The organism is Methanobrevibacter sp. TLL-48-HuF1 (genome assembly GCF_023617305.1).
In the GTDB taxonomy this organism is placed as follows: Archaea; Methanobacteriota; Methanobacteria; order Methanobacteriales; family Methanobacteriaceae; genus Methanocatella; species Methanocatella intestini.
This window is the reverse complement of sequence record NZ_CP081485.1, coordinates 1,916,644-1,942,535: the sequence shown is the minus strand read 5'-3', so window position 1 is coordinate 1,942,535 and position 25,892 is coordinate 1,916,644. Positions and strand designations below refer to the sequence as shown.

The 25,892-nt window shown below is 30.2% G+C and carries 29 protein-coding genes and 1 tRNA gene; 6 read left to right on the top strand and 24 right to left on the bottom strand.

The genetic code is table 11. From position 1 onward, the window contains the following. Positions 1-146: 146 nt before the first annotated feature. Both guaB and K4897_RS09025 read right to left on the bottom strand, forming a co-directional pair. Positions 147-1,628 (bottom strand): IMP dehydrogenase, encoded by a 1,482-nt coding sequence (guaB, locus tag K4897_RS09030; RefSeq protein WP_019264422.1) that lies wholly within the window; start codon positions 1,626-1,628, stop codon positions 147-149. 16 nt (positions 1,629-1,644) lie between these two features. Next, positions 1,645-2,358 carry a (5-formylfuran-3-yl)methyl phosphate synthase gene (locus K4897_RS09025; RefSeq protein ID WP_019264423.1) on the bottom strand — a complete coding sequence of 238 codons (714 nt, stop codon included), beginning with the start codon at positions 2,356-2,358 and terminating at the stop codon, positions 1,645-1,647. A 140-nt stretch (positions 2,359-2,498) separates the two neighbouring features. Here K4897_RS09025 and K4897_RS09020 point away from each other — a divergent pair, with 140 nt between their 5' ends. Then, positions 2,499-3,410 (top strand): glycosyltransferase family 2 protein, encoded by a 912-nt coding sequence (locus K4897_RS09020; protein ID WP_019267078.1) that lies wholly within the window; start codon positions 2,499-2,501, stop codon positions 3,408-3,410. On the opposite strand, the gene K4897_RS09015 is transcribed toward K4897_RS09020, so the two are convergent. The 9 genes from K4897_RS09015 to K4897_RS08975 all read right to left on the bottom strand — a co-directional run bounded on the left by K4897_RS09015 (position 3,407) and on the right by K4897_RS08975 (position 9,518). Beyond that, a complete protein-coding gene (locus K4897_RS09015) occupies positions 3,407-4,600 on the bottom strand; it encodes an LUD domain-containing protein (RefSeq protein WP_019264425.1) in 1,194 nt (397 codons plus the stop codon). The genes K4897_RS09020 and K4897_RS09015 overlap by 4 nt on opposite strands. Next, positions 4,600-5,259 (bottom strand): (Fe-S)-binding protein, encoded by a 660-nt coding sequence (locus K4897_RS09010; protein WP_019267076.1) that lies wholly within the window; start codon positions 5,257-5,259, stop codon positions 4,600-4,602. Before K4897_RS09010 ends, K4897_RS09015 begins: the two co-directional genes overlap by 1 nt. Before the next feature lie 120 nt (positions 5,260-5,379). Continuing rightward, on the bottom strand, positions 5,380-5,727 hold the full coding sequence (locus K4897_RS09005) for a DUF2304 domain-containing protein (RefSeq protein ID WP_019264427.1): 348 nt from the start codon (positions 5,725-5,727) through the stop codon (positions 5,380-5,382). Between the two features lie 13 nt (positions 5,728-5,740). Further along, complete coding sequence (locus tag K4897_RS09000) at positions 5,741-6,463, bottom strand: glycosyltransferase family 2 protein (RefSeq protein WP_019264428.1); 723 nt, start codon at positions 6,461-6,463, stop codon at positions 5,741-5,743. A gap of 13 nt (positions 6,464-6,476) precedes the next feature. Next, entirely contained in the window at positions 6,477-6,935 is a 459-nt protein-coding gene (gene ribC / locus K4897_RS08995) for a riboflavin synthase (RefSeq protein WP_019264429.1), read from the bottom strand. 48 nt (positions 6,936-6,983) lie between these two features. Beyond that, positions 6,984-7,820: an ATP-binding cassette domain-containing protein gene (locus K4897_RS08990; protein ID WP_019267075.1), complete on the bottom strand. Its 837-nt coding sequence runs from the start codon at positions 7,818-7,820 to the stop codon at positions 6,984-6,986. A 6-nt stretch (positions 7,821-7,826) separates the two neighbouring features. Beyond that, on the bottom strand, positions 7,827-8,519 hold the full coding sequence (gene cbiQ, locus K4897_RS08985) for a cobalt ECF transporter T component CbiQ (protein ID WP_019264431.1): 693 nt from the start codon (positions 8,517-8,519) through the stop codon (positions 7,827-7,829). A gap of 33 nt (positions 8,520-8,552) precedes the next feature. Then, entirely contained in the window at positions 8,553-8,843 is a 291-nt protein-coding gene (locus K4897_RS08980) for an energy-coupling factor ABC transporter substrate-binding protein (RefSeq protein ID WP_019264432.1), read from the bottom strand. Positions 8,844-8,852: 9 nt separating this feature from the next. Next, a complete protein-coding gene (locus tag K4897_RS08975; RefSeq protein WP_019264433.1) occupies positions 8,853-9,518 on the bottom strand; it encodes an energy-coupling factor ABC transporter permease in 666 nt (221 codons plus the stop codon). A gap of 311 nt (positions 9,519-9,829) precedes the next feature. Between K4897_RS08975 and pyrF the strand changes: the two genes are divergently transcribed. Then, a complete protein-coding gene (gene pyrF, locus K4897_RS08970) occupies positions 9,830-10,471 on the top strand; it encodes an orotidine-5'-phosphate decarboxylase (protein WP_019268229.1) in 642 nt (213 codons plus the stop codon). Between the two features lie 9 nt (positions 10,472-10,480). Here pyrF and K4897_RS08965 read toward each other — a convergent pair whose 3' ends face one another. From K4897_RS08965 to K4897_RS08945, 5 genes are all read right to left on the bottom strand, one after another. After that, positions 10,481-11,026, bottom strand: coding sequence for a hypothetical protein (locus K4897_RS08965; RefSeq protein WP_019268228.1), 546 nt, complete (start codon positions 11,024-11,026; stop codon positions 10,481-10,483). A gap of 22 nt (positions 11,027-11,048) precedes the next feature. Further along, entirely contained in the window at positions 11,049-11,963 is a 915-nt protein-coding gene (locus tag K4897_RS08960; protein WP_019264436.1) for a deoxyhypusine synthase, read from the bottom strand. A 22-nt stretch (positions 11,964-11,985) separates the two neighbouring features. After that, positions 11,986-12,888, bottom strand: coding sequence for a CBS domain-containing protein (locus tag K4897_RS08955; RefSeq protein ID WP_019264437.1), 903 nt, complete (start codon positions 12,886-12,888; stop codon positions 11,986-11,988). Positions 12,889-13,072: 184 nt separating this feature from the next. Then, on the bottom strand, positions 13,073-15,100 hold the full coding sequence (locus K4897_RS08950; RefSeq protein ID WP_250416116.1) for a cation-translocating P-type ATPase: 2,028 nt from the start codon (positions 15,098-15,100) through the stop codon (positions 13,073-13,075). Between the two features lie 196 nt (positions 15,101-15,296). After that, positions 15,297-16,601 (bottom strand): UDP-glucose/GDP-mannose dehydrogenase family protein, encoded by a 1,305-nt coding sequence (locus K4897_RS08945; protein ID WP_019268227.1) that lies wholly within the window; start codon positions 16,599-16,601, stop codon positions 15,297-15,299. 50 nt (positions 16,602-16,651) lie between these two features. Here K4897_RS08945 and K4897_RS08940 point away from each other — a divergent pair, with 50 nt between their 5' ends. The 3 genes from K4897_RS08940 to K4897_RS08930 are packed head-to-tail and all read left to right on the top strand — an operon-like array spanning position 16,652 to position 19,232. After that, positions 16,652-17,866: an aldo/keto reductase gene (locus K4897_RS08940; protein WP_250416115.1), complete on the top strand. Its 1,215-nt coding sequence runs from the start codon at positions 16,652-16,654 to the stop codon at positions 17,864-17,866. A gap of 24 nt (positions 17,867-17,890) precedes the next feature. Continuing rightward, positions 17,891-18,100 (top strand): TIGR04165 family Cys-rich peptide, encoded by a 210-nt coding sequence (locus tag K4897_RS08935; RefSeq protein WP_019264441.1) that lies wholly within the window; start codon positions 17,891-17,893, stop codon positions 18,098-18,100. Position 18,101: 1 nt separating this feature from the next. Continuing rightward, complete coding sequence (locus K4897_RS08930) at positions 18,102-19,232, top strand: TIGR04083 family peptide-modifying radical SAM enzyme (RefSeq protein WP_250416113.1); 1,131 nt, start codon at positions 18,102-18,104, stop codon at positions 19,230-19,232. Here the strand turns inward: K4897_RS08930 and K4897_RS09130 are convergent. From K4897_RS09130 to K4897_RS08905, 6 genes are all read right to left on the bottom strand, one after another. After that, a complete protein-coding gene (locus tag K4897_RS09130; RefSeq protein ID WP_256468691.1) occupies positions 19,215-19,343 on the bottom strand; it encodes a hypothetical protein in 129 nt (42 codons plus the stop codon). The genes K4897_RS08930 and K4897_RS09130 overlap by 18 nt on opposite strands. A gap of 13 nt (positions 19,344-19,356) precedes the next feature. Further along, positions 19,357-19,557, bottom strand: coding sequence for a hypothetical protein (locus K4897_RS08925; protein ID WP_019264443.1), 201 nt, complete (start codon positions 19,555-19,557; stop codon positions 19,357-19,359). 115 nt (positions 19,558-19,672) lie between these two features. After that, the gene (gene galU / locus K4897_RS08920; protein ID WP_094516554.1) at positions 19,673-20,524 is read right to left on the bottom strand and encodes a UTP--glucose-1-phosphate uridylyltransferase GalU; all 852 of its coding nucleotides are present in this window, start codon (positions 20,522-20,524) and stop codon (positions 19,673-19,675) included. Between the two features lie 75 nt (positions 20,525-20,599). Continuing rightward, positions 20,600-20,905 (bottom strand): DUF167 family protein, encoded by a 306-nt coding sequence (locus K4897_RS08915; protein WP_250416111.1) that lies wholly within the window; start codon positions 20,903-20,905, stop codon positions 20,600-20,602. A gap of 31 nt (positions 20,906-20,936) precedes the next feature. Beyond that, positions 20,937-21,020: transfer RNA gene (locus tag K4897_RS08910), tRNA-Leu, on the bottom strand. A 107-nt stretch (positions 21,021-21,127) separates the two neighbouring features. Next, positions 21,128-23,695: a CDP-glycerol glycerophosphotransferase family protein gene (locus K4897_RS08905; protein ID WP_250416109.1), complete on the bottom strand. Its 2,568-nt coding sequence runs from the start codon at positions 23,693-23,695 to the stop codon at positions 21,128-21,130. A 161-nt stretch (positions 23,696-23,856) separates the two neighbouring features. On the opposite strand from K4897_RS08905, the gene K4897_RS08900 reads away from it, so the two are divergent. Further along, the gene (locus K4897_RS08900; protein ID WP_019264446.1) at positions 23,857-24,345 is read left to right on the top strand and encodes a hypothetical protein; all 489 of its coding nucleotides are present in this window, start codon (positions 23,857-23,859) and stop codon (positions 24,343-24,345) included. Positions 24,346-24,362: 17 nt separating this feature from the next. Here the strand turns inward: K4897_RS08900 and K4897_RS08895 are convergent, their stop codons facing one another. Next, positions 24,363-25,175 carry a DapH/DapD/GlmU-related protein gene (locus K4897_RS08895; RefSeq protein WP_011954623.1) on the bottom strand — a complete coding sequence of 271 codons (813 nt, stop codon included), beginning with the start codon at positions 25,173-25,175 and terminating at the stop codon, positions 24,363-24,365. 14 nt (positions 25,176-25,189) lie between these two features. Next, entirely contained in the window at positions 25,190-25,795 is a 606-nt protein-coding gene (locus tag K4897_RS08890) for a methyltransferase domain-containing protein (protein ID WP_250416107.1), read from the bottom strand. Positions 25,796-25,892 lie beyond the last annotated feature (97 nt).

The following is a 25,892-nucleotide window of genomic DNA, read 5'->3' as shown; positions in this document are numbered from 1 at the left end:
AGATTATAAAATAATCTTAAAATTATCTAATATAATAATATTATAGATACTAATATTTAAAGTTAATGGTATTTTAACTTAAAAAAGGATTATAACACAAAAATGAGAAAAAATTCAATCATTTTTGCGAATTAAATTACTGCCAACTAATCAAGAGTTGGATAATTAGGACTTTCGTTAGTAATTAATAAATCATGAGGATGGGATTCTTTAATACCACTGCTTGTGATTCTAACGAATTTTGCTTTTTCCTGCATAGCTGCAATATCTTTAGCGCCGCAATATCCCATGGAAGATTTTAAACCTCCAACAAGTTGGAATAAAATCTCATTAACAGTTCCTCTGTAAGGCACAGCTCCTTCAATTCCTTCAGGAACATATTTGGTATGATTCATTTTACTTTTAGATCCTTGGAAGTATCTGTCTGCTCCACCATCATACTCACTGGTCATTGCTCCCATGGAACCCATTCCACGGTATTTTTTGTATTGTTTACCATTCATAACAACAACTTCACCAGGAGCTTCATAGGATGCTGCAAGTAAATTACCAAGCATTACTGCATCTGCACCTGCACCAATAGCTTTTGCAATATCTCCAGAGTATCTGATTCCACCGTCAGCTATTACCGGAATATCATATTCACGAGCTACATCAGCAACTTCTGAAATAGCTGTAAGCTGTGGTACACCAACACCAGCTACAATACGAGTAGTACACATTGAACCTGGTCCAATACCTACTTTAAGACCGTCTACACCCATAGATGCTAAGTCTTCAGCAGCTTCTGCAGTAGCTATATTACCTACACATAAATCAGCATCAATATTATCTTTAATAGTTTCAGTAAACTTAACTACATTCATATTATGAGCATGAGCACAGTCAATAGAAATAATATCTGCACCAGCCTGATCTAAAGCCATAGCCCTATCTAAATCAAAAGGACCAGATGCAGCTGCCACTAAATAGTTGCCGTCTTTATCACGAGCAGCATTAGGATATTGAGCCTGATTTAAAATATCCTTAATAGTAATGATTCCAACCAGTTTACCGTCACGAAGAACAGGAAGTCTTTCAACTTTATTTTCATAAGCAATGTTTAAAGCTTCTTCTGCAGTAATTGGTTCTTCAACAGTTACAACATCAGATGTCATGATGTCCTTTACAGTTTTATCAACACCTTTTTTCAATACAGGTCTGATATCTCTTTTAGAGATTATACCAATAATTTCATCATTATCTACAACTGGAAGACCGCTGATTAATTCATCATTCATTTTTGCCTGAACATCGGCAATTGTAGAATCCGGAGTAATAGTTATAACATCACGTATTGTTAAATCTTCAGCTGACTTGACTTTTTTAACTTCTTCCACTTGTTTTTCCTGAGTAATATTTCTGTGAATTACTCCAATACCACCTTCCTGTGCCATAGCTATTGCCAAATCTGCTTCAGTAACAGTGTCCATAGCAGCACTTAAAATTGGTATATTTAACTTAATACCTTTTCCTAATTTAATTCTAGTATCAATATCCTTTGGTTCCACATAACTTGCATTAGGAGTTAATAAAAAATCATCAAAAGTATAAGCTACCTTTGCTTCTTGAACTTTTTTTGAAAACATTTAAAAATCACCTTATTTAAAATGAATCACATAATTCTTTAAGCTCAGCTACAGCACTATGATGTATTTTACCAGTGTTACGATCACCACCTACACAAGCAGCTCCCCTAATACCTACAACATCACAACCAATGTCATTTAAAGGTTTTAACTGTTCTTTTTTAACAGAACCTGCAAGAGCTGTTTTCAAACCATAACTATGAGCTTCATTAACAAATTTTTCTAAATCTTCAATACTTAAATAATCAAATAATGTATGACCGTCTTTAACAGCAGTATCAAGCATAGCTAAATCACATCCAGCATCTTTAGCTACTTTTGGAATTTCCATAGGGTCAACTGCACCAACACGGTGTGCATCTGCATAACCTGCAGCTACAACAATAGTGTCATTATCAACATCTTTAATTGTTTTAGCTACATTTTCCATAACTTCAACTGCTTCATCATAATCTTTTGTTCCATATAATCCTACTTTAATATAATCTGCTCCAGAAACATGAGCTCCCATCGCCGCAAGAGAAACAGTACCTGGCTTATACGGTACATCACCTAAAGTTGCACTAACTAATTTGTCTTCAGGAGTTATCTCCCTAATATCCCTAATAACCCAAGGGAAATTAGCACCTAAAGATCCTTCTTTAGGATTTTTCACATCGACAATATCTGCTCCGCCTTTAATAGATTCGAGAGCTTCTTCATGATTTATAGGACTTATTAATAGAAGCATGTATTTCCTCCGTTTTTACATTTTAAATATAATAATTAAATATAGTATAACCTTACTTATAAATATTTATTATTTTTACTGGCAAAAAATTAAAAAATGATAATAAATTATTTAAACACTAATTTAAAAAATACTTTAATATGAAAACATTAGACATAGTTGTTCCATGTTATAATGAAGAAGAAATGCTTCAAATATTCTACAAAGAAGTTTCAGATAATCTGAAAAACATAAAATGGAATGTTATTTTTGTAAATGACGGATCAAATGACAACACTTTAGAAGTTATCAAAGAACTTGAAAACAGCTATGATAATGTTAAATACATCTCATTTTCAAGAAACTTCGGTAAGGAATCTGCAATATATGCAGGATTAGACTATTCCACTGAAGATTATGTTGTACTAATGGATGCTGATCTGCAAGACCCCCCATCTTTAATTCCTAAAATGATGGAATATATCAAAGAATATGATATTGTAGGAACACGCAGAGTCACAAGAAAAGGAGAACCTTTTATAAGATCATTTTTTGCAAGATTATTCTATAAAATAGCTAATAAAATAACTAAAATAGAACTTGTTGACGGTGCAAGAGACTTTAGATTAATGAAAAGAGAAGTTGTAAATGCAATCCTTGATTTGAAAGAGTATAACCGTTTTTCAAAAGGAATTTTCCAATGGGTCGGATTTGAAACAAAATGGCTGGAATATGAAAATATTGAAAGACAAAAAGGAGAAAGTAGCTGGTCATTTTGGGAACTGTTCAAATACTCCATTGAAGGAATTGTTTCTTTTACAACAGCTCCTCTTCATATAGCTACCATTACAGGGATTTTCTTTTCAATTATTGCATTTTTAGCTATTATAGTTATTGTTATAAAAACTCTTTTATTTGGAGAGCATGTAGAAGGTTGGCCTTCAACTGTTTCAATTATTCTGTTTTTAAGCGGAATTCAGCTATTTGCTGCAGGAATAATTGGAGAATATTTAGCTAAAATTTATCTGGAAAGTAAAAAAAGACCGATTTATATTATAAAAGAAAAAGATTAATATGGAGAATCTTTTTCTATAACAGATTTACTTATTTTTTCATGAGCTTTTGGATGAAGCTGTGAAGATTTTCTCATTTTTTCAATTATGTCATTTGTAGGAATAGATACGGGACAATTAACAGTACATAACCCGCATAAAGTACATTTATACAATCCTGATTCAAAACATTTTTCATCATCTTCAATGAATTTACTCATAGCTACTCCACGACCGCCTAAATAATTGTTGAATCCGAATTCGTTTCCAACAGCATTATATACCGGACAGTTAACTATACAGTTTCCACAGCCAATACACCAGAGGCATTCTTCTCTAGCTTCACTTCTTCCATTGTCAAGCAATATAACAACTACCTTTTCAGCACCATACATATTTTTAAGAAGTTTTTTCTCAATATCTGCTGTTTTTGACGGTCCTGAAATTACATTAATATATGAAGTTACATAATTTCCAGTTGCATAAACTGTTTCAAGTTTTGCAACAGACATTGCATCTTCCAGAGCAGGTACAAATTTATCAATTCCTGCTACAATAATATGCAAATCTTTTAGAGAAACTAATGAAATATTGCCCTCATTATGAACTAAAACAATAGATCCCTCTTCAGCCGCTACAACATTAGCTCCACTTATACCTACAGTTGAATTTTCAAGACGTTTTAATACATCTGCCCTTACAACTTCCATAATTTCACGGGGAACCCTTCCCACATTAGTTTTCATGGATTCATTAACAATACTGGCTATTTCATCTACATTTAAATGAGATGCCGGACCTGTTGGATGCACTGGTTTGTTATCTTCTTTTTTAAGTTGTAAAATCCTATCTCCCAAGTCAGTTTCAACAACATCATAACCTTTAGCAGCCAAATTACTTTTAAGTTCAATTTCACCTAAAGTATTGGATTTGGCTTTAGCGATTACATTAGAACCGTTATCATCTAACAAATCATAAATAATATCCAACGCATCGTCCTTGGTTTTGGCATATTCAACATCAATACCATTTCGCTTAAATGATTCAACAGCCACTTCCATCAGTTCCTCTTTATGAGCAATTGACTCTTTTTCAATTTCCTTAACTCTTTTTTCCAATCGTTTAATGGAAGAGGAATTTTTAATTTTGGAAGATCTGTCTTTAACTGTTTTAAATGACTTCCTCATTGTTTTAAGTTCACTTTCCTTCATTATTCTCCCCCATATTTAATTAAAAATTCTGTTAAATCCAAAACCTCTAAACCATAATCTTTTAAATTAAGTTTACAAAAAGGACATGGTGTAATCAGTATATCACAATTAGTATCCTTAGCCTGACTGATTCTGGCTTCTGCAAGTTCTGATGCAATTTGAGGATAAGCTGACTTTACTCCACCTCCAGCTCCACAGCATAAACTATTTTCTTTAATATTTTCCATTTCAATTAAATTAGCTACTGATTCAATAGCTTCCCTCGGTTCATCAAATACTTTACAATGCCTTCCCAAATGACATGAATCATGATATGTAACATCCAGATCTTTTTTATTGAACTTTAACCTGCCTTCATCAATTAAAATAGCCAGCAGTTCCGAAATATGAATAACATCCAGCCCTTCATAATCCTGAAGTAAAGTCTTATAACATCCCGCACATGAAGTCAGTATTGTTTCATCACCAAAAACTTCAGTATTTTTAGCTATTTGCTTTTTAGCCTCATCTTCAAAACCTGTTCGAAGTAAAACTGAACCGCAACATTTCTCATCATCCAATATATGATAATCCACATTAGCCAATCCCAATAGCTTTTCTGTAGCCTCAGCAATACCTGTTTCTTTTTCTCTTGCAGTACATCCTCTAAAATATAACATTGTAATTATTACTTATGATGTTATTACTAAATATATATGATGGATTTTAAAAGCTAATCTGAAAGTATTATTTTAGAAAAATAAGAATTAAATAAAGTTAAAATAAAAAAAATAAGCTGATTAATCTTCATCATCAGATAATGAAATTTCATTATCCAATGCGATTTCTTTAACCATTTTGTTGATGTCATTTTCCAATTTATCCAACTTGTAATATAATTTGAATATAATATAAGCCATTACAGCAAATACTACAATAAAAATAAAATCAAGTCCCCTTGTTATTCCAAATAAATTAGCAAAGACCATACTGACATCCGGAGCCAGTGCAAAGAGCACTAAGAAAACCCATAATATAATCCACAGCACTAATGTACTAATTGTATTTTTTCCATTTCTAACACGTACAACAAACCATAAAATAGCCAATACTGCAATTATAGGAAATACTAAAGAATAAAAAAACATTAAAATCACCTTTTTAATCGAATAATTTATGTCTAATCATTGTAAACAATATTTTAATTCCGACTTTGTAATTGGTTCCTTTTGCCTGTGTTTCAGGAGTGTAAATAGTCTCAATTGTCACTTCTTCAAAAGGAATATTATTATCATTGATTTCTCGTATAAATTCTGAAGAAATTAAATAACCCTGAGCATTAATAGATATTTTATTTAATGCACTTTTAGTTAATGCCCTAAATCCTGTCTGAGAGTCAGAAACCTCAACACCATAAAAAATATGTGTCAATATATTCATTACAGAATTTCCAAAATTTTTAGATGTAGGCATATCTTTTAAAGAACGTACACCAATAACCGCTTCAGCCCTACCTGTAACTAACGGTTCAAGGACACTTTCCAAATCATCTACAGAGTGTTGCCCGTCAGCATCAATATTTACAATATATTTCGGATTATGTTTTAAAACAGCTTCAAAACCTGTCTGCATAGCTAATCCGACACCACGATTAATAACATGAGAATAAATAAAAATATTTTCAGGATATTTCCTTTGAACATCCTTTAGAATATCTAAAGTACCGTCAGTTGATCCGTCATTAACCAGAATTATCTTAAACCCCATATCAGCTATAGCTTCAATTACCGGTCTGACTCTTGTTTCTTCATTATAAGCTGGAATAATAACATAAGTCTGTTTTCTGTCTTCCATCGATACTTTAAATTCATTTTCAACAGTCATATAAATACACTTTTTATAATGGTCCTACATTAGGCTTTCCTTCACGGACTCCAGTTCCGGCTTCTTTTCTCATAGCTTTTGGATGATACATCATTTTAATAAGATTTTGTGCATGTTCACGTGCTCTGTTTTCAGCCAATACCTTAAGGTCTTCAGGATTATCCTCTTCATCTTCATGGACAAATACTTCCAAAATATGTTTATTAGTCATCAATTGTGCATTAATAAGACCTGTAGATGCTTCATGAGCACATACTTTATCTTTTTCCATAGGTCCCGGCATTCCAAGTGCCATTACAATATCACAATTTTCCTCTTCAATTAGAATTTTAGCTGTAACAGGCAAATCTTTAACTCCAGGAACTGTCTGGCGAATAATAGTTAAATCTGTAGCATTATTCTTTAATTCATCAATAGCTGCAGCTCCCATATCAAAACGAGCAAAAGTTGTATCACAAATTCCAATCCTCATAAGTTCACCTTAAGCTAAAATCTGTTATTTTTAATATATAACTTTTTATTAATTTTTTATCAGTTCTGAAATTTTATCTACTGCTTCATTAATTGTCAAAGGATAATCATTATTTTCAATACTTACTTTATTTTTAATATTCAGTACTTTAAAAAGTTCAGATATTATTGGAAGCTTCAGATTAGCTTTTTTAATTAAATCTTCATTGGAAAATATTTCATTAGGAGTTCCGTCACCTATAATTTCACCGTCAGCCATAACAAATATTTTATTTACATACTGGGAAATCAAATCAACATCATGTGTTGAAATTACAATTGTAATTCCTTCTTTGTTAAGCTCAGATAATAAATTCATGATTTTTAATGCTCCCTGAGGATCCAAACCTGCAGTAGGTTCATCTAAAATCATTATTTCAGGTTTCATAGCCAATATTCCTGCAATGGCTATTCTTTTTTTCTGCCCGCCGCTTAAATGATGTGGTGCTTTTTTCTCAAATCCTTCCATTCCTACTCTTTTTAAAGCTTCTTCTACTCTATGCTGAACTTCATCCATAGGTAATTTTAAATTCAGCGGTCCAAATGCCACGTCTTCCTCTACACTTGGAGCAAATATTTGATTATCCGGATTTTGAAAAACTATTCCTACTTTTTGTCTGCATTTAAGTAATGCTTTTTTGTTATACTTTAATTTTTCACCATCAATTAAAATTTCACCATCATCAGGTTCGTAAATTCCATTGAAATGCAGGAATAATGTTGATTTGCCTGCTCCGTTTTTACCAAGTATTGCTACCATTTCACCATCATCTATTTTTAAACTCACATTTTTTAGAGCTTGTGAATCATTATCATAAGAATAACTAATATTCCTTGCTTCTAACACTAATAATCACCTTCTATTTTGAGGTTTGTAAATTGGAATTTCACCATCATATCCTCTGGAATCCAGAGAATGTTGTAATGATTCTGCTTTATCCATAGATCTTAAAAATATATTGCTTCCCAGCATTGCTACAGATTTAAATGAAGTTTTATATCCATTATAACCTAATCTTGTTTCCTGTGCTTTTTTCATTACATCAAGTTCATTTAAAAATATGAAAATTGTATTATACATAAGCAATGCAATTTCTATTACTATTTTAGGTACTTTTATAACTTCCAAGGAATGTAAAACCTCGGCTATTGGAGTAGTTAAACCTAAAAATCCTAAACATGAAAAACATGCGAAAATTCTAAAAAAGGTATAAATTGCCAGATTAACGGCATCTTTTCTTATTGCAATTCCATAAAAATGGCTGTCCCAAACAATATTTCCCGTTCCAAAGAAAAACAATAAGAATACACAGGTTATTATTGTAAATACTGCTGGAATAGAAATGAACTTCAAATATGATTTAAATGAGATTCTGGCTACTCCCACTATTAAAATTAACATTAAAGTAAATATAATAACATCAAAGTATAGATTATCTAAAAATAATGTAATTATCATTAATCCAATAGCAATAGCTATTTTATAATAGGAATTCATTAAAGTTAATCTATTATGATGAGCAATGTAGTCCATGTCAAATTTCATAAAAATCACTAAAAAAAATAAAAAATGAGGAAATTAATCCTCTTTTTTAGACTGACCTTTCCAATAACCAAATGCATATCCGATTATCAATGCCCCGATAGCTGCCTGAAGTGCAAAAAGCAAACTTTCAATTTCACCACTTGGAGGTTCCCAGATAGAAGAAAACCATGGTTCATAACCGGTTTCTTCAATAGCTTCTCCAGCCTGACCGTCAGCTCCACCAAAGTAGCCTTCGTCTTCACCATATCCATTATACATTACTAATGGTGCAATAAACAAAATAATTACAACTGCTAATAAAATAATTAATGTTGATTTTTTCATAATAATCACCTAATTTTCCTTAGCACTTAATACATCAAGTTTTTTCAACAATTTTGGTTTATATACTTTCAATCTATCCCAAATAATCACAGTCAAAATACCTTCACCAATTGCCAACGGTATTTGAGTAACAGCAAATATTATTAAAAATTTGTATAATGCTGCTCCAAAAGTAGGAAGTGGGAAAGCAAGAGCTAACTGGAATGATGTAGCTACATAAGTCAATAAATCTCCTAAAAATGCTGCAAAGAAAACTGCAATAGTTGATGAAACATCAGATTTTATTAAAGATTTATAAACAATCCATGCTACAAATGGGCCTACAATACCCATTGAAAATATATTTGCTCCTAAAGTTGTAATTCCACCATGTGCAAGTAATAATGCTTGAAAAATTAAAACTATTGAAGCTAACACTGCAGTAACTGCAGGTCCAAATAATACTGCACCAAATCCATTACCGGTCGGATGTGAACAACTTCCAGTAACAGAAGGTAATTTCAATGAAGATAAAATAAACATAAACGCTCCGCTTACAGCAATTAAAGCTTTAGATTCGGGAGTAGTTTCTGTAATCTTCTTTATCTGATATACACCATAGAGTACTATTGGTATTGATATAATAAACCAAACAGCACACCATTCTGCAGGTAAAAAACCTTCCATAATATGCATACTTATATTCCTCCAAAATAAGCCAAAAACATACTCATACTCTCTATCCAATTCAATAAAAAATCAAATTGGTATTACTCTATTTTAATATTATAATATATAAACTTTGCCTGAATAGATGAACTAAATATAAAAATTTAATAAAAAAAATAAAAAAAATATAACAAACTTAAAAATAAAATTTAAACTACACAAAAATTGTATAAAAAGTATTAATAAAGTTATGTACTGCAAAAAACAATTCCTAATTTATATAACCATTAAAAGACAATAAATATAAAGTAACTATAAATCAATAAAGGCGATTCCAAATGAATATTAAAAATAACTTAATATTAGCACTTGATGTAACCAATAAAGACAAAGCACTTGAAATATGTAAACAGGTAAAACCTTATATCAACACAATAAAAATAGGATATCCGTTAACATTAGCTGAAGGATTAAAAATCATTAAAATTATAAAAGATGAATTTAATGCAAATATTATCTGCGATTATAAAGTTGCTGATATTGATGCTACCAATTCCAAAATCTGCGATTTAACATTTGATGCTGGAGCAGATGCAATAATCTGCCATGGTTTTGTAGGATCCGACAGTGTTCGGGCCTGTCTGGACAGTGCAAATGACCATGGAAAAGAAATATTTTTACTTACTGAAATGTCACATCCCGGAGCTAAAATGTTTTTACAAAAAGATGCTGAAGCCATAGCTAAAATGGGAGTCGACATGGGAATTACCAATTATGTTGCACCGGCTACCCGATTAGACAGATTAAGTAAAATAAGAGACATTGCAGGTGATGATGCCTGTATTATTTCTCCAGGTGTTGGAAAACAGGGAGGAGATGCTAAAAAAACTCTTGAATTTGCAAGTGCAATTATCGTTGGAAGAAGCATTTATGAATCTGATAATCCTGCACTAGCTTGTGAAAAAATAATAACGGATTAAAAATCCTTTTTAAATTCTACTTTTTTTAAATAAACCATTTTCAGATATTGAACCTGCAATCAAGTATGCAAACTCAAATAATATAAACAGTACAAAGAACCATATATTAAATATGCCGCAAAGAGCCAGTAAAAATATTGCTACTTTCATTGCAAATCTATACTCAAAAAAACAATTTAAAAATTTATTTTCAGTTAATTTACTTATTAATTCATGGCCTACTTCATCTAAAAGTGCTGAAAATATACATATTAATAAAATAACTAAATTTAGCTCAGGAATACCCATAATCAGTGAAATCAGCACAAAGAGTATTAAAGTTATAATATGATGAATCCCGTCTACTTTCAAGGCAAGTAAATTACCAATTAAAATTCCAATAAATATACATGCTGCAGATGCACTTGATACTGTTGCAAATGCAGAAGTTATTGCACATAATATGCCCAGTGCAATAGCTAATGACTTATCCTCACCTATATCACAGGCATCATCTGACAGTTTCATGAAAAATCCGCTTAAGAAAAATAAAACAGCTAAAATAACATAACTCACTTAAAATCACCAAAAAAGAAAATTAAATTTTATCTAATGCTGCTGCATAGATTAATGGAAATATAATTGTAACATCCCCAACAACAGTAGCTAAATTAGATCCGCATTTTGCTTTTGACCAGGATTTAGCTTCTTCTAGTGGAGCTCCACCTAAACTACCTGCTTCCGGTCTATCCATTGTTATTTGAATTGCACAATCAAGACCACCATTTAAAATGTTTGAAGCTAAAGTATAGTGTTTTGTAAGGCCCCCTCCAAGTAAGATTCCACCTACTTTTTTGCTGCCAAATACAATATCTGATAAATAAGGCATGTCTCCTGCAGCACTTATTGTAAAATCATGGTCCTGTGAAAAAATCCATAGCTGCAGACCAATCATACAATCAATAATACCCGGAGCAAAAATCGGAACATTGTTTCTAGCTGCAGTAGCTATAAAAGAATTTTCATCATCAATTAACATTCCAATTTCATAAATCAATTCCTGAATAGATATTACCGGTTTTTTAGCAGATATTATTTCAAATAATTTAATTATTTCTTTTTCAAAGACTTCAAAATCATTAGATCCTACATTAATATCAGCTATCCTACCAATTCCTTCAGCATTAAGTTCCTCATCATCTTTTCCTTCATCTCTGTAATGAGCACCACCAAATGCTTCAAGTAAATCATGAGTAAGATTAGCTCCACTTGATACAATCAAATCTACATGACCTTCCCTTATCATTTGAGAAACAATATTTCTCATTCCACCTGGAATTAATGGACCTCCAAGGCTCATAAACACATTTGTATCTTCATCTTTAATCATATTAGCTAGAATATCAGTAGCTCTTGCAACTCTGCCAGCACCTAAAACATCAGATGCTTCAAATTGAGCTATTAAATCACTTACTTTCATATCTTTGGAAATATCTATTTGATTTACTTTCATTAAATCACTTGTAAAAAAATAATTATTGGGTAATAATAGGGAATTGACTTAAATTAGTTATAGAATTAATTAAATCTGTTCTTGTAACAATTCCAAGTAAATTATTATCTTTATCAGCAATAAGCACCCTACTAATTGCTTTTTTAAGCATTATTTCAATAGCATTAGCTATTCTCATGTCTTCATTAACAATTACAATATTTGTAGTCATCAAATCTCCAACAAGCAAATCCTCTTTATCATCAGCTATTGCTCGAACAAAGTCAGTTACAGTAAATACTCCTATTGCTTTACCATCTTTCATTACAGGAGCTCCTTTAATATCATTAAAAGCAAAAACTTTTGCAGCTTCTTTTAAAGTAGAATTGACTTTTAAAGATACAACATTGCGACTAGCTATATCACCTACAGTATTTTTAGGAATGCTTCTGATTGTAGTGGTATCTACAAGTAAAATATTGTCCATATCATCCCTGCCTACAATTTTGCCCATTACTCCTAAATTATTAACTGGTGTAGGACCTATTCTGATAGTATCTCCTAAATTTAAATCCTTAATGTTTCCTAAAACTTTAATAGCTGCCTCACATTCACCAGGCTGTGGAATACTGGTAAATTCAATTTTAGCAACGGAAATATCTTTTAATTTTTCTCCACCTTTATAAATAGGTACATTAAAATCCTTATCAGTAACTGAAATGTTTAAAGAATGATATGCTTCAACAGTAGGTTTATAACCACCACGAGGTCCTGGTACTCCTTTAACTAAACCTAAACTTCTAAGAGACTGCATCTGATTACGAATTGTTCCCGGATTTCTACTCATAATTTCAGCAATGTCTTCCCCCTTAATAGATTTACCATTAGCAGATTGGTACAAATTAATCAATGTTTGTAAAATTTCTTTTTGTACTGAGGTTAACATGAAAACACCTAAATATTATTATAAAAATTAATATTATATCTGTAAAATAATGTTTATAAATATAATGATTTATCATAACAAATCCAAAATTAAAAACCATTCAAAAAATATAATTTAAAAATGAAATAATTTTAAAATAACAGTTAAATAAAAAAATAAAAGGTGAAAAACAAAAATTAAAAAGTCATAATTTTGAACAATGAGATTTTAATTTTAAAGAATGTCTGTGAGAATGAATATGTTTAACACCTTCAGATGTATGAATTTCACCAAGTATTTCTACATTTTCATGAGAATGTGCATGTTTACCGTCATCATGATAATGGTAGTGACTATGAATCCTATTTTTATCAAAGTTTCTGTCATATAATAATGCTGCATTTAAAACAACTAAACATGACCCTGCATTATGAACAATAGCCCCAGTTACCGGATTTAACAGTCCCAATACAGAACAGATAATAGCAATAGCATTAATCATCATTGATAAAACTATATTAAACTTAATTGTAAATAATGTAGAATTAGATAACCTTTTAAGATAGGGTATTTTTTCTATATCATCACCTAAAAGTGCAATATCTGCTGCATCAATAGCTATATCACTACCAATTGAACCCATAGCTACACTTACATTAGCTATCTTAAGTGCAGGAGCATCATTAACACCATCACCAACCATACAAACTTTATTTCCTGATTTTTTAAATTTTTCAACCCACTGAAGCTTTTCATTAGGCAGTAAATTTCCATGAACTTCTGAAATTCCTACCTGTTTTGCAAAGTAATTAGCTGTTTTAACATTATCCCCAGTTAAAAGAACTGTTTTAACACCTAACTCATGTAAATTTTCAACCACAGACTGTGAGTCTTCACGAATACTATCTGATAATGCAATTATTCCAATAACCTGATTATTTAATCCTACAATGATAATTGCTTTACCTTCACTGTTTAAATTATCCAAGTAGGTGTTAGTTTTATCTGAAATTTCAAAGTTTTCTTTAATGTAATTTAAATTACCTGCATAAATTTTTCCTTTTGAATTTATTCCAAAAACTCCTCTGCCTGGATACATTTTAAAATTACTTACTTTTTCAACTGCAATATGTTCATCATTGGCTTTATCTGCAATAGCTTTAGCTAATGGATGTTCACTTAAATTTTCCACAGCCGAAGCAATAGCTAAAACTTCATTTTCAGTAAAATCACCTGTTGGAATTATATCAGATACTTTTAAATCACCATAAGTTAATGTTCCTGTTTTGTCAAAAGTTATAGTACTTAATTCTCCTAAATTTTCCAGAGCTTCACCTGATTTAATCAGTATTCCATGTTTTGTAGCCTGGCCAATAGCTGCCATAACTGCAGTTGGTGTAGCTAATATTAAAGCACATGGACAAAATACGACTAAAACTGTAACTCCTCTTTCAATATTTCCTGTAGCAACCCATGCTGCTGCGGCTATTATTAAAGCAACCGGAACCAGCCATGTTGCCCATTTATCAGCTATTCTTTGAGTTGGTGCCTGCTTTTCATCAGCCTGTTTTACTAAATCAATTAATTTTTGAAGTGATGAATTTTCACCTAAACTTGTTGTTTTAATATCAAGTACACCATACATATTTAAAGTACCGCAGAAGACTTCATCACCATCTGATTTATCAACAGGCAGAGATTCACCAGTTATTACAGATTGGTCAATAGAACTGTCTCCATCAATTACTACTCCATCAACCGGAATTTTTTCACCAGGAAGTACTCTTAAAACATCATCAATTTTAATTTCATCAACTGAAATTATTTTTTCCTGTTTTTTTCCGTTTTTCTCATAAATTAATCTGCCTGTTTGAGGAGTAAGTTCTATTAAGTTTTTTAAACCTTTTTTAGCTCTCTCAACTGTCCAGTCTTCAAGAAGTGCTCCCAGTGCCATTATCCATGCTACTTCTGCAGCTGCAAATATTTCTCCAATAGCCAGTGAAGCTATCATAGCTATTGTAATTAATAATGCTGATGAAACCCATTTTTCAAATATTAACCTATCTAAACCCAGATAAAATAAAGGGATTCCGCTAATTATTACAGCTCCCCATGCCGGATCTATAGGACTTTCAATTCCAGATACCATACAAATAATAGCACATAAAAGAAAAACACCTGAAACTATTGTCATTTTAAGTCCTGCAAGGATATCCATTATTTTTATTAACATGTTTTCTCACCTGAAGTATTACTTTTTTTAGTTTTATTTATATATTGAGTATTACTAACATTCAATGAAGAATTACTTTTCATGAAAAAATAATTTAAAAAAATAGAAAAGTATTACTTTTTTGGATTTTATTTAAATACTCAGTATTACTTATTAGTTATGGACAACAATATTAATAAAAGTTTTCAAAATTATTTCAGCAGCCGATCTGATATAACTCAAAACCAGCTTTTCTAATTTTAGGTGAATAAATATTCCTGCCGTCAAAAATAATCTTCTGATTTAATCTTTTAGCTAATTCATCTAAATCAAGAGCTCTGAATTCTTTCCACTCAGTAATTAAAACAAGAGCATCAGCATCATTTAAAACATCATATTTGGAGTTTTCATAAACAATATTTTCAGAATCAAAGTTCTGTTGGAAATTATCAATAGCTTTCGGATCATATGCCTGTATTTTTCCGCCCCTTTCAATAATTTCAGAAGCTATTACTAAAGAAGGTGCACACCTTACATCATCAGTTTGAGGTTTAAAGGAAAGCCCCCAAATAGCAAAAGTAAGACCTGATAAATCCTCTCCAAACTTGTCAACAATCTTATTTACTAAAACAAGCTTTTGATTTTCATTGACCTCATCAACATTAGCCAAAATCTTAGGTTCATAACCATTATCAGCAGCAGTGTTAATTAATCCTTTTACATCTTTAGGAAAACAGCTTCCCCCATAACCGCATCCTGCATAAATAAAGTCATAACCAATTCTTTTATCGCTGCCAATACCTAAACGAACATTCTTAACATTTGCACCAACTTTCTCGCAGATATTAGCTATTTCATTCATGAAAGATATTTTAGTGGCGAGAAGAGCATTAGCTACATATTTGCTCATTTCAGCACTTTTAACATCCATTAAAACAAATCTGTCACTATTAACAATAAATGATGAATATAACTCTTTTAAAGTATCAAAAACTTCATCATTTTGAGCTCCAATAATAACACGGTCAGGATGCATGCAATCATCAATAGCTACACCTTCCTTTAAAAATTCAGGATTGCTGGCTATGTCAATTTTAATGTCTTTATCCAAATTAGATTCAATTAACTCCTTAACCTTAAAAGCAGTACCTACAGGAACAGTGGATTTAATAACAATTAATGAATCATGACTAATAACTTCAGCTATTTCTAAAGCTACATTATAAACATAATCTAAGTTAACACTGCCGTCCTCTTTTTCAGGAGTTCCAACAGCTATAAAAATAACATTGGAACTGTCTAAAGCCTCTTTTAAATCACCAGTAAAAATCAAATCTCCCTTTTCCTGATTAGATTTAACTAATGATGCTAAATTAGGTTCATAAATCGGCAATATATTATTTTTTAAATTAGCTATTTTTTCCAGATTATTATCAACACAGTAAACATTATTTCCCATTTCTGCAAAACAGGTTCCGGTAACAAGACCTACATAGCCGGTTCCAATAATTGTCAGTTTCATACAATTTATATATATCATTTAAATAATTTAAAGTTTATTAATAATTAATTATGGAAAAGAGGATTATCAAAAAAACCGGGGAAAAACTCTCACCAATAGGACTTGGAGCTATGAGATTACCTTCAAAAAACGGTAAAATCAACTATGCAGAATCTGAAAAGTTAATACACCATGCAATAGACAATGGAATAAACATTATTGATACTGCAGCAATCTATAATAATGGAGAAAGTGAAAAAGTCCTTGGAAAAGCTCTAAAAGGAGAATACAGAAATAAAGTTAAAATTTCTACAAAATTACCTGCAATAAACATTAAAAAATACGAAGATATGGAAAAAATATTAAATGAACAGCTGGAAAGACTGCAAACTGATTGCATTGACTATTACTTCCTCCACAATGTTGATTTAAAAGCTATGAACCGTTTACTTAAAAAAGATGTTTTAAAATTCCTGTCAAAAGCAAAGCAGGAAGGCAAAATAAAATATGTCGGTTTTTCATATCACGGCACTACTGAAGAATTTCCATTATTGCTTGATGCATATGACTGGGATATTGTAATGATTCAGTACAACTACTTTGATAATAATGTACAGGCAGATATTGAAGGCATTCACCATGCAGCATCAAAAGGAATGGGAATTTTTGTAATGGAACCTTTAAAAGGTGGAATTTTAGCTGGAAAAATGCCTGCTGAAGTTGAAGACATATTCAAAAAAGCTAACCCCTCTAAAACAAATGCTGAGTGGAGCTTATCCTGGATTTTAAATCATCCTGAAATAACCTGTGTATTTTCAGGAATGAATACATTATCTCAAATTGATGAAAATATAGCTGTCGGAAACCGTGCTGAACCTCATTCCATGACTCTGGAAGAATTGGAAACAATTGATTATGCAAAAAGAGCATTAAAGGAACTGCTTCAGATTAACTGTACAAGCTGCGGATATTGCCTGCCATGCCCCAAGGGAGTAAATATTCCTGAATGTATGAAAATATATAATGAAAAATATTTGTTTAATCAGAAAAGCCTTTTAAATCAAAGCTTAATCGACTATTATTTGACTGTAGGAGGGATTATGATAAACAAATCAAATGCCGGTTTATGTAACGGATGCGGAAAATGTTTAAGAAAATGTCCCCAACACCTGGATATTCCAAAAGAACTTGACAAAGTTAAAAAAGAATTTGAAGGTCATTTCTTTGGATTTAAAGTGTTATTTGTAAAAACTATCGGTATGAAAATATATCAGAAATTTTTTTAAATAATAAAATAAAAAGTGATAAATATGAAACTCGAAGAAATATTGGCTCCATGCCCAAAATGCGGTTCAAAAGATAAACATATACATAGAAAAATGTTAGACAATCACAGAGCACATGCAGAGTTAGACACTGTAAAATGTGAAGATTGCGGATATATTTTCTTTGTAAATGACAGTATGGATGAAGATGAGAAAAAAGAACTTTTAAAAGAATTAAACAAATACTACGGATAAAATGACTTTTCATGTAATGATAATCCCTACTTTAGGTTGCCAATGTAACTGCAAATACTGTTGGGGTTCCGAATCAACAAAAGAAATAATGGACATTAGTGTAATTGATGATATTATCACCTGGTTAAAGGATTTTAGAGATGATAAAGTTCATTTTACATTCCATGGAGGAGAACCCCTTCTTGCAGGCTATGATTTCTATGCACAAGCTTTAGAAAAATTATCCAAAATAGATAATGTAGAAGGCTTTTCCCTTCAAAGTAATATTTGGTTACTTTCAGATGAGTTAATTGATTTATTTTTAAAGTACAATGTTGTTGTAAGTACCAGTATTGACGGACCTGAAGAAATTAATGATTATCAAAGAGCAGAAGGTTATTTTGAAAAAACCATGTCAGGATATGAAAGAGCAAAAGAAAAAGGATTAAACATTAACTTTGTTTTAACAGTAACTCAATATTCTAAAGACTATAGTGATGAGTTATATGACTTTTTCAAATCAAATGGGATGAATTTAAAAATACATGCAGCACTTCCGTCACTACGTGGAGATAATGCTGATCCATGGGCTCTTGATCAGGAAGAACATGGAAAACTTTTAATTAACTGGCTGGATAAGTATCTTTACGATTTAGATAAATTCAGTGTAATGGATTTGGATCATATTGCTAAAAGTACATTCAGAAGAAGAGGAACATTATGTACCTTTGCAGATTGTATAGGTACAACATTAGCTGTTGGTGCAGATGGTTCAATTTATCCATGCTACAGATTTGTAGGAATGGATGAATATATTTTAGGCAATGTCAAAGAAAATCCAAGTTTTGATAAGCTAAAAGAGTCTGATGCATGGGCAAAACTTCAGGAATTTAGAGAATATGTTGATGAAAACTGTGCTAAATGCAGATATGTCAAATATTGTGAAGGCGGATGTCCATATAATGCCATTGTAGCCAGTAAAACTCCAAAAGCTGTTGATCCACAATGTGTAGCTTATAAAATGATTTTTGGTGAAGTTTCTAAAAGACTTAACAAAGAATTTGCAAAAAATGCATTAGGCGGATTAAACGGACCAAGTGTTAAAAAAGAAAATGAAGCTTTCAGCATTATGGATTTAATGATGAAACCCTAATATTTTTCTTATTTCTAATTCCCTATAACCAATACAAAGTAACTGTTCGATAGCTAATCTTAATTTACCATCAGGTGCAGGCATTTTCAACTGGCTACAATCTGTAGCCACTTCAAGACATTCATTACTCTTTTTTATACAAATCTTTCAAATATCCTCTTTCAATACACCAATCCTTAAATTCATTGTATTTTACTGGATCTTTTCTGAGATATAACTGTTCATAAAATAATTTATCATTATGACTCTTCATTTTTTTGATAGCATTCACTATCTGATAATTCATATCTTCACCATAACCCATTTTATCCATTTTTTTAAGCATATAAATCAACTCATACTAAATATATTATATTTACATATAAAGCATAATTTATACACAAAAATATATAAATGTTGTGGTAAAATTAAGTTTAAAAAAAAGAAGTTATAGGAAATATTTAATTTGAAGCTATAATATCTTTCATATAACTGATTAAATCGTTTTTAGATTCTTCATCATCCATTGCAAATTCTATAGATGTTTTCAACCATTCTAAACGATTTCCTATATCATAGGTTTTTCCTTCAAAGGTATTTCCATAAATTTTATCTAATTTAGCCAGCGCATCAGTAAGCTGAATTTCTCCTCCAACTCCAGCTCCGGTTTCTTTGATTTTATCGAAAATGTCTGGAGTGAGTACATATCTTCCCATAATAGCTAAGTTAGACGGTGCCTGATCAACTGGTGGTTTTTCAACAAGTTCATCAATCTGATAAACATCTGTTTCTATTTCTTCTCCTTTAATTATACCGTATCTTTCCACTTTTTCCTGAGGTACCTTTTCAAGAGAAATAGCTGATGCTTCGTATTTGTTGTAAATATCTATTAACTGTTTTGTACATGGAGTTTTTCCTTTCGTTATTGTATCTCCAAGCATTACTGCAAAAGGTTCCTCTCCCACATGTTTTTTGGCACAATAAATTGCATCACCTAATCCTTTTTGCTCTTTTTGACGAATATAACAAATATCGGCCAAATCAGTGATATCCTGAACCTGTTTTAAATATTTAGTCTTACCAGCCTGCTTTAAAGTATACTCCAATTCAAATGATTTATCAAAATGATCTTCAATAGAACGTTTATTTTTACCAGTTACAATTAAAATATCATCAATACCTGAAGCTACAGCTTCCTCAATAACATACTGAATAGTAGGTTTATCAAAAACAGGCAACATTTCTTTAGGTTGTGCTTTAGTAGCTGGCAAAAACCTAGTCCCAAAACCAGCTGCCGGAATTACTGCTTTCATCTAATTATCACCCTCTTAATTTAATTAATAATAACTTATGTTTTAATTGGTTAAATAGTTAATTATTTTTTACATTTATAAAATTTCACTTAATTTTTCCAATATATCATCAATACTGACATTATAACAGACAATTGTTTTTTGAGAAGATTTCTCACCTTTTGAAATACTAACATCACAATTAAATATTTTAGATAATTCTTTTACAATTTCCTTATTGGCCTTGCCTTTTTGAGGAACTTGCTTAATACGTATTTCAAATCTGTTTCTCCATTCGTTAAATCCTGAAATTTGAAATTTATTGGAATTTGGAGAAACCTCAATATCTATAAAAACATTATTATCTAATGAAGAAATTGCATTTAAGTATTTATTAGACATAATAATCAGAAAAATAGTTTATTAATTAAAGTGCGGGAGACGGGACTTGAACCCGCGAAGGGACTAACCCAATAGGCCCTCAACCTATCGCCTTTGACCACTCGACCACCCCCGCATCACACATAACAAAAGTAGTTATTAAAAAATGTGTTTTTTAAAGTATATAAAGTTAACGATTTTAATATAAACAGTAAAAACTGATTTTTTAATTTCATTATCCAGTTACTCATAATCCATCTTTTTAATAGCCTCATAGACTCTTTTACAATTATTTTTATCACTAAACTCAAAGAAATCATCGACTCTTTTAATATACTGATTTTTCATTTCACATTCATTTTCAATATATTCCATTATCAAATCAATTAATTCTTCATGATTATCAACAACTTCTCCAAAACCCATTGTTTTATAATCAAAATAGCTCTCTTCAATATCAAAATGATAATCCTGAGCATAATGATAATAAATAACTGGCTTTTTTAAATAAGCAAAATCAAAAGCTATTGAAGAATAATCTGTTATTACTAAAGAAGCATGTGTGAAAATATTATTATAACTATTGGAAGTTGAATCAATTGTTACATAATCATTAGTTTCAAATAATTCAATGAATCTGTAAACATTTGGATGCGGTTTAAAAATCAATTTATAACCATGTTCTCTACAAAAATCAATTAAACGAGAATCATTAATTAAAGTATTGTATATTTTGAAGTAATTTGATTTTAATATTTTTTCTTTAGTTGAATGATGGAAATGCCTCCTCCAGGAAGGCATAATTACAATTTCTTTATAATCTTCCTTTTTTTCAAGAGCATCATATCTAGGAAACCCCAATAACTGAGGAACATCTTTATGATAGTTATAAGGATACTTAAAAAATGATTGCAATTCCAGTTTTGATGCCGTTACAATTAATGAAATGTTTTTATCCGCTTTATTAAGCCACATTGAAATATTATCCTTTGTAATACCATGCTGTAAAAATACAAGCCTAAATTTAACAAGACCTGATAAAAAAGGATAATTACCCCAAAATGGATATACTAAACCATTATCCGGATGGGAGGATATGACCTTTTCTGCAAATAAAGCATATATCCTATGTTTAATAGAACCGTATTCAATGGTTTTTCCAATTTGAGAAACTTCATCAAATGCAAAATTATCTTTATTTAAAACAAAAACCTTTTCAATACCATCATTTATACCAACAGCATATTTAAAAAGATTAATACCATTATCATCAGCCAAATAAGGCAAATCCATAAAAATCCAAATTCTTCTAGATGATAAAAACGGATATAAAATAAAATAAACAATTCTAAATATCACACCAGTTCTCCAGCCCTGATTAGTTTCATGCAACATTGTGTAAATAGTTGAAATCTCATTTTTCAATATTCTTACCCAATTTTTTGGTTTGACAGTTATTACACTTCCTTTAACCTTAGCAATGTGATTTTTTGAAAGTGAATATTTAGAGGTATTTGAAAGTCTGCAAGGCCTATTAAATTTTATTTCAAGATCTTTAAAATCATTAACATCCGTTTTAAATTGGATTTTAAGATTTTTTGAAGTAATTGGAATAAAAAGCTCAAAATCATTATTGTAGGCATATTCAAAATTTAGAGAAAACCTATCTCTTTGTGGATATTTCAACTCTTTAGTTTCAAAAATCTTATCATTAACAAAGGCAAAAACCTTATCTTTTTTATTGAAAAATGTAGTAATAAATCCTGAAACATAAATAACATTATTTTGTATCTCAAAAATATCAATGAACACCTGATTTAATGATAACTTATCAAGAATATCATTATAAACTTGTTTTCTATATTTACAATCACAATTAGCTAAATAATCATTACCTAAATATTTTAAAAAGAATATATGTGTTTTAAGCTGATTTTGAATATTTTTTTGATTATATATCACATCATCATCAATATTTTGCAAAATAAAAATCAGATTGATGTAAAGTTCATAAATTTCATCATAACTTAAAATATGGTCAATTTTTTTAATTTTGAAAAGCCATTGCAAATCATACATCAATACATATTGAATAAACTTTAAAACTTCACCATAATCTCTTTTAGAACATTCAATTAATTTAAAATGAAACTGTTTAATTCTAGAAATATAGTACTCTTTAGTTTTACTTGAATAATCAAGAAGAGAATTTTTAGCTTCAAATTTTCTATAAAAATAAGATCCGCTTTTAACAAGCCCTAATTTTAGTTTATTTAAAAGAACCTGATTAACAAAAAATGCATCTTCAGCAGTTTGTAATTTATCATTAAATTTAATATTTTCAATAGCTTCTGCTTTAAAAAATGAAGAAGGTCCGGATAATTGAATAAATTCCGGTTGTTTCAATAAATCAACAACTTCTGTTTTTTTAAATTTAAAATTTAAAGGGTGATTACCTTTTTGTGATCCAAAATAATATATTGGAATTGAAACAACATCAATTTCTGAATAATGTTTTTCAAAGAAATTATAAACATCTTTAAATGTATTATGGCTTATATAATCATCACTGTCTAAAAAATTAATATATTTTCCTTGTGCTTCTTTTAATCCCTGATTTCTAGCATGTGCTGGGCCAAAACAATCTTTAGTTGATATATACTTAATATTTTGAGGATATCTAACCCTATATTTCAAACACATTTCTTCTGTATTATCCGTACTTCCATCATTAACTACAATAATTTGAATATTTTTTTCAAAATCCAAACTTTGACTAATAACAGAATCAAATGCTTTTTTTAAATACAAATCAGAGTTATGTGCTGCAATTATAACAGAAAATAAAAATTTATCATGAATTTTTATAGCCCCCCACTATTTTAAAAAATAATCCCAAAAATATATCAGATATAACCATTAATATAATAATATATCTACCAAAGATAATAAAGCTTTTGATGGTGAGAATTATGAAAAAACTATATTTATTATTAATTATACTGATTTTATTAATGGTAGAGGTCAATTTATACAATTACAATGGTTTTGATTTTAATTCAAACAAAATAGAATTCGAAGGTGCCAAGTTTGATTTGCCTGACAATTTCAATATTACTAATGAAAGTAAAAATACAATAAGCCTCTACGATAAAAGTAACAATATAACTATAAATATAACTCATTTAAATGACAATGTTTCAATTAAAACCTATTTCCAAAAAGCTCTAAAAGATAATTTTACAGTAGGCAATGAAACTCAAAAAATAGATGATATTAATGTATATGTAACCTATCGTGAAACAAATTATACTAATTCAACACAATTATTCTTTGAAAAAGATAATACAAATTATCGTATGTGGATACTGAACTATGATAATAAAAATGATTATTCTTCAAAAATAGCTGCTGAAATTATTACAAGCCTAAGACCTGCAAATCAAGGATATATAGGTTAAAAATAACCTTCAAATCCTTATTTTATTGCAAATCTATTTTTTCTTTTATTTTGGACAAATAATTTCTGAATAAAATCCAGAGAATCATCAACATTCAAACATTTTAATGTTTCGTCAATTTTAGGAAAGTAAAGTGATTCATTTGGAATGACATTATAAATAAAAACATCACTTACATAACTATTAACACTTTCAGACTCTGATTCACTGAAAGCACCTAAATAATCTTTAGTAAAAAAAACATTTTCTTGAATAATTTGTACAGGATTACCGCTCAAAAAAGAATTAGACAATCCTTTACAGTTAGGAGGGACAAATGCATTATTATCTACAATAGAACCAGAACCTAAAACAACTCCTGAAGATATATAAGCCAAATGACCTAACCACACATGATCCCCAATAAGAACAGAACCCGGAAAATTAATCCTTTCTTTAGTTTTGGATAAATATATCGGATAAGCAAAAGAAGTTCTAATATTTGTACCACTACCAATATTACAATCATCACCAATAACTAAATTCTGATGTTCCTGAACATTGATGTTTAAAGGAGCAGTCATATTATTATCACGACCAAAAAAGACAACTGAATCATGATAAACCTGTAAATTCAAAGGATATTGTGAATTAGGAGTGGAAGATAAATAAACTAACGAATTATTACCTTCAAAACGTATATTTGCATTAACTAACTTAACCTCACGTTCACAATAAAATAAATTACCTTTACCTCTAAAAGTAACATTGGAATTAACAAATTCTGGTCTACCAATAAAATTATTTTGCTTTAAATTCCCAATTTGATCAATATTACTAACTGACTCCATAAAAACCACAATAATTATTTTTTAATTGAATTTAGAATCGCATCTAATTTATTTTCAAGATTATTCATTCTTCTTTCTAAATTATCTCCACTATTTACTAAAGAACCTGTTTTTTTAGCAACAAGACATGTATCACACCAAGGTTTAGCATCAGCATTTGTAGAAACATGAATAACTTCAAAATCAACATATTTAGCTAATGCCCTCATACCATCTTCATAAAAACGATAGCAGTCAGTATCTGCATCACCATGTTTAGGTCCTCCACTAGGAGCAATAATACAGCAAAAACCACCAGGCCTTAAAACTCTGTCAATTTCAGCCATTGTAAGCCAGAAGAAACCTAAATGTTCAAAAAATTGACCTGAAACAACAACATCATAGCTATTGTCTTCAACTTCATACCAATTGTAAATATCATCAACAACAATATCCACATTAGCCCCTTTTTCAAAATCTAAACCCTGATAAGTCCAATTAGAACTATTAAAAATAGATTTATAATTATAATTAGTACCACTTGTATCTAAAGAACCAACATCCAATATATCTAAAAAATCATTATCATTAAGATAAGTATTTTTAAACCAACTCATTTTATCATGACTAGACTTATGCATGTTATCACCAATTAATTCTCTCTAAAATTAAGACTAAATTATACCAATTTTATTCGACCTTTGATATAAATTATATCTATTACAATTATTTTGTTTT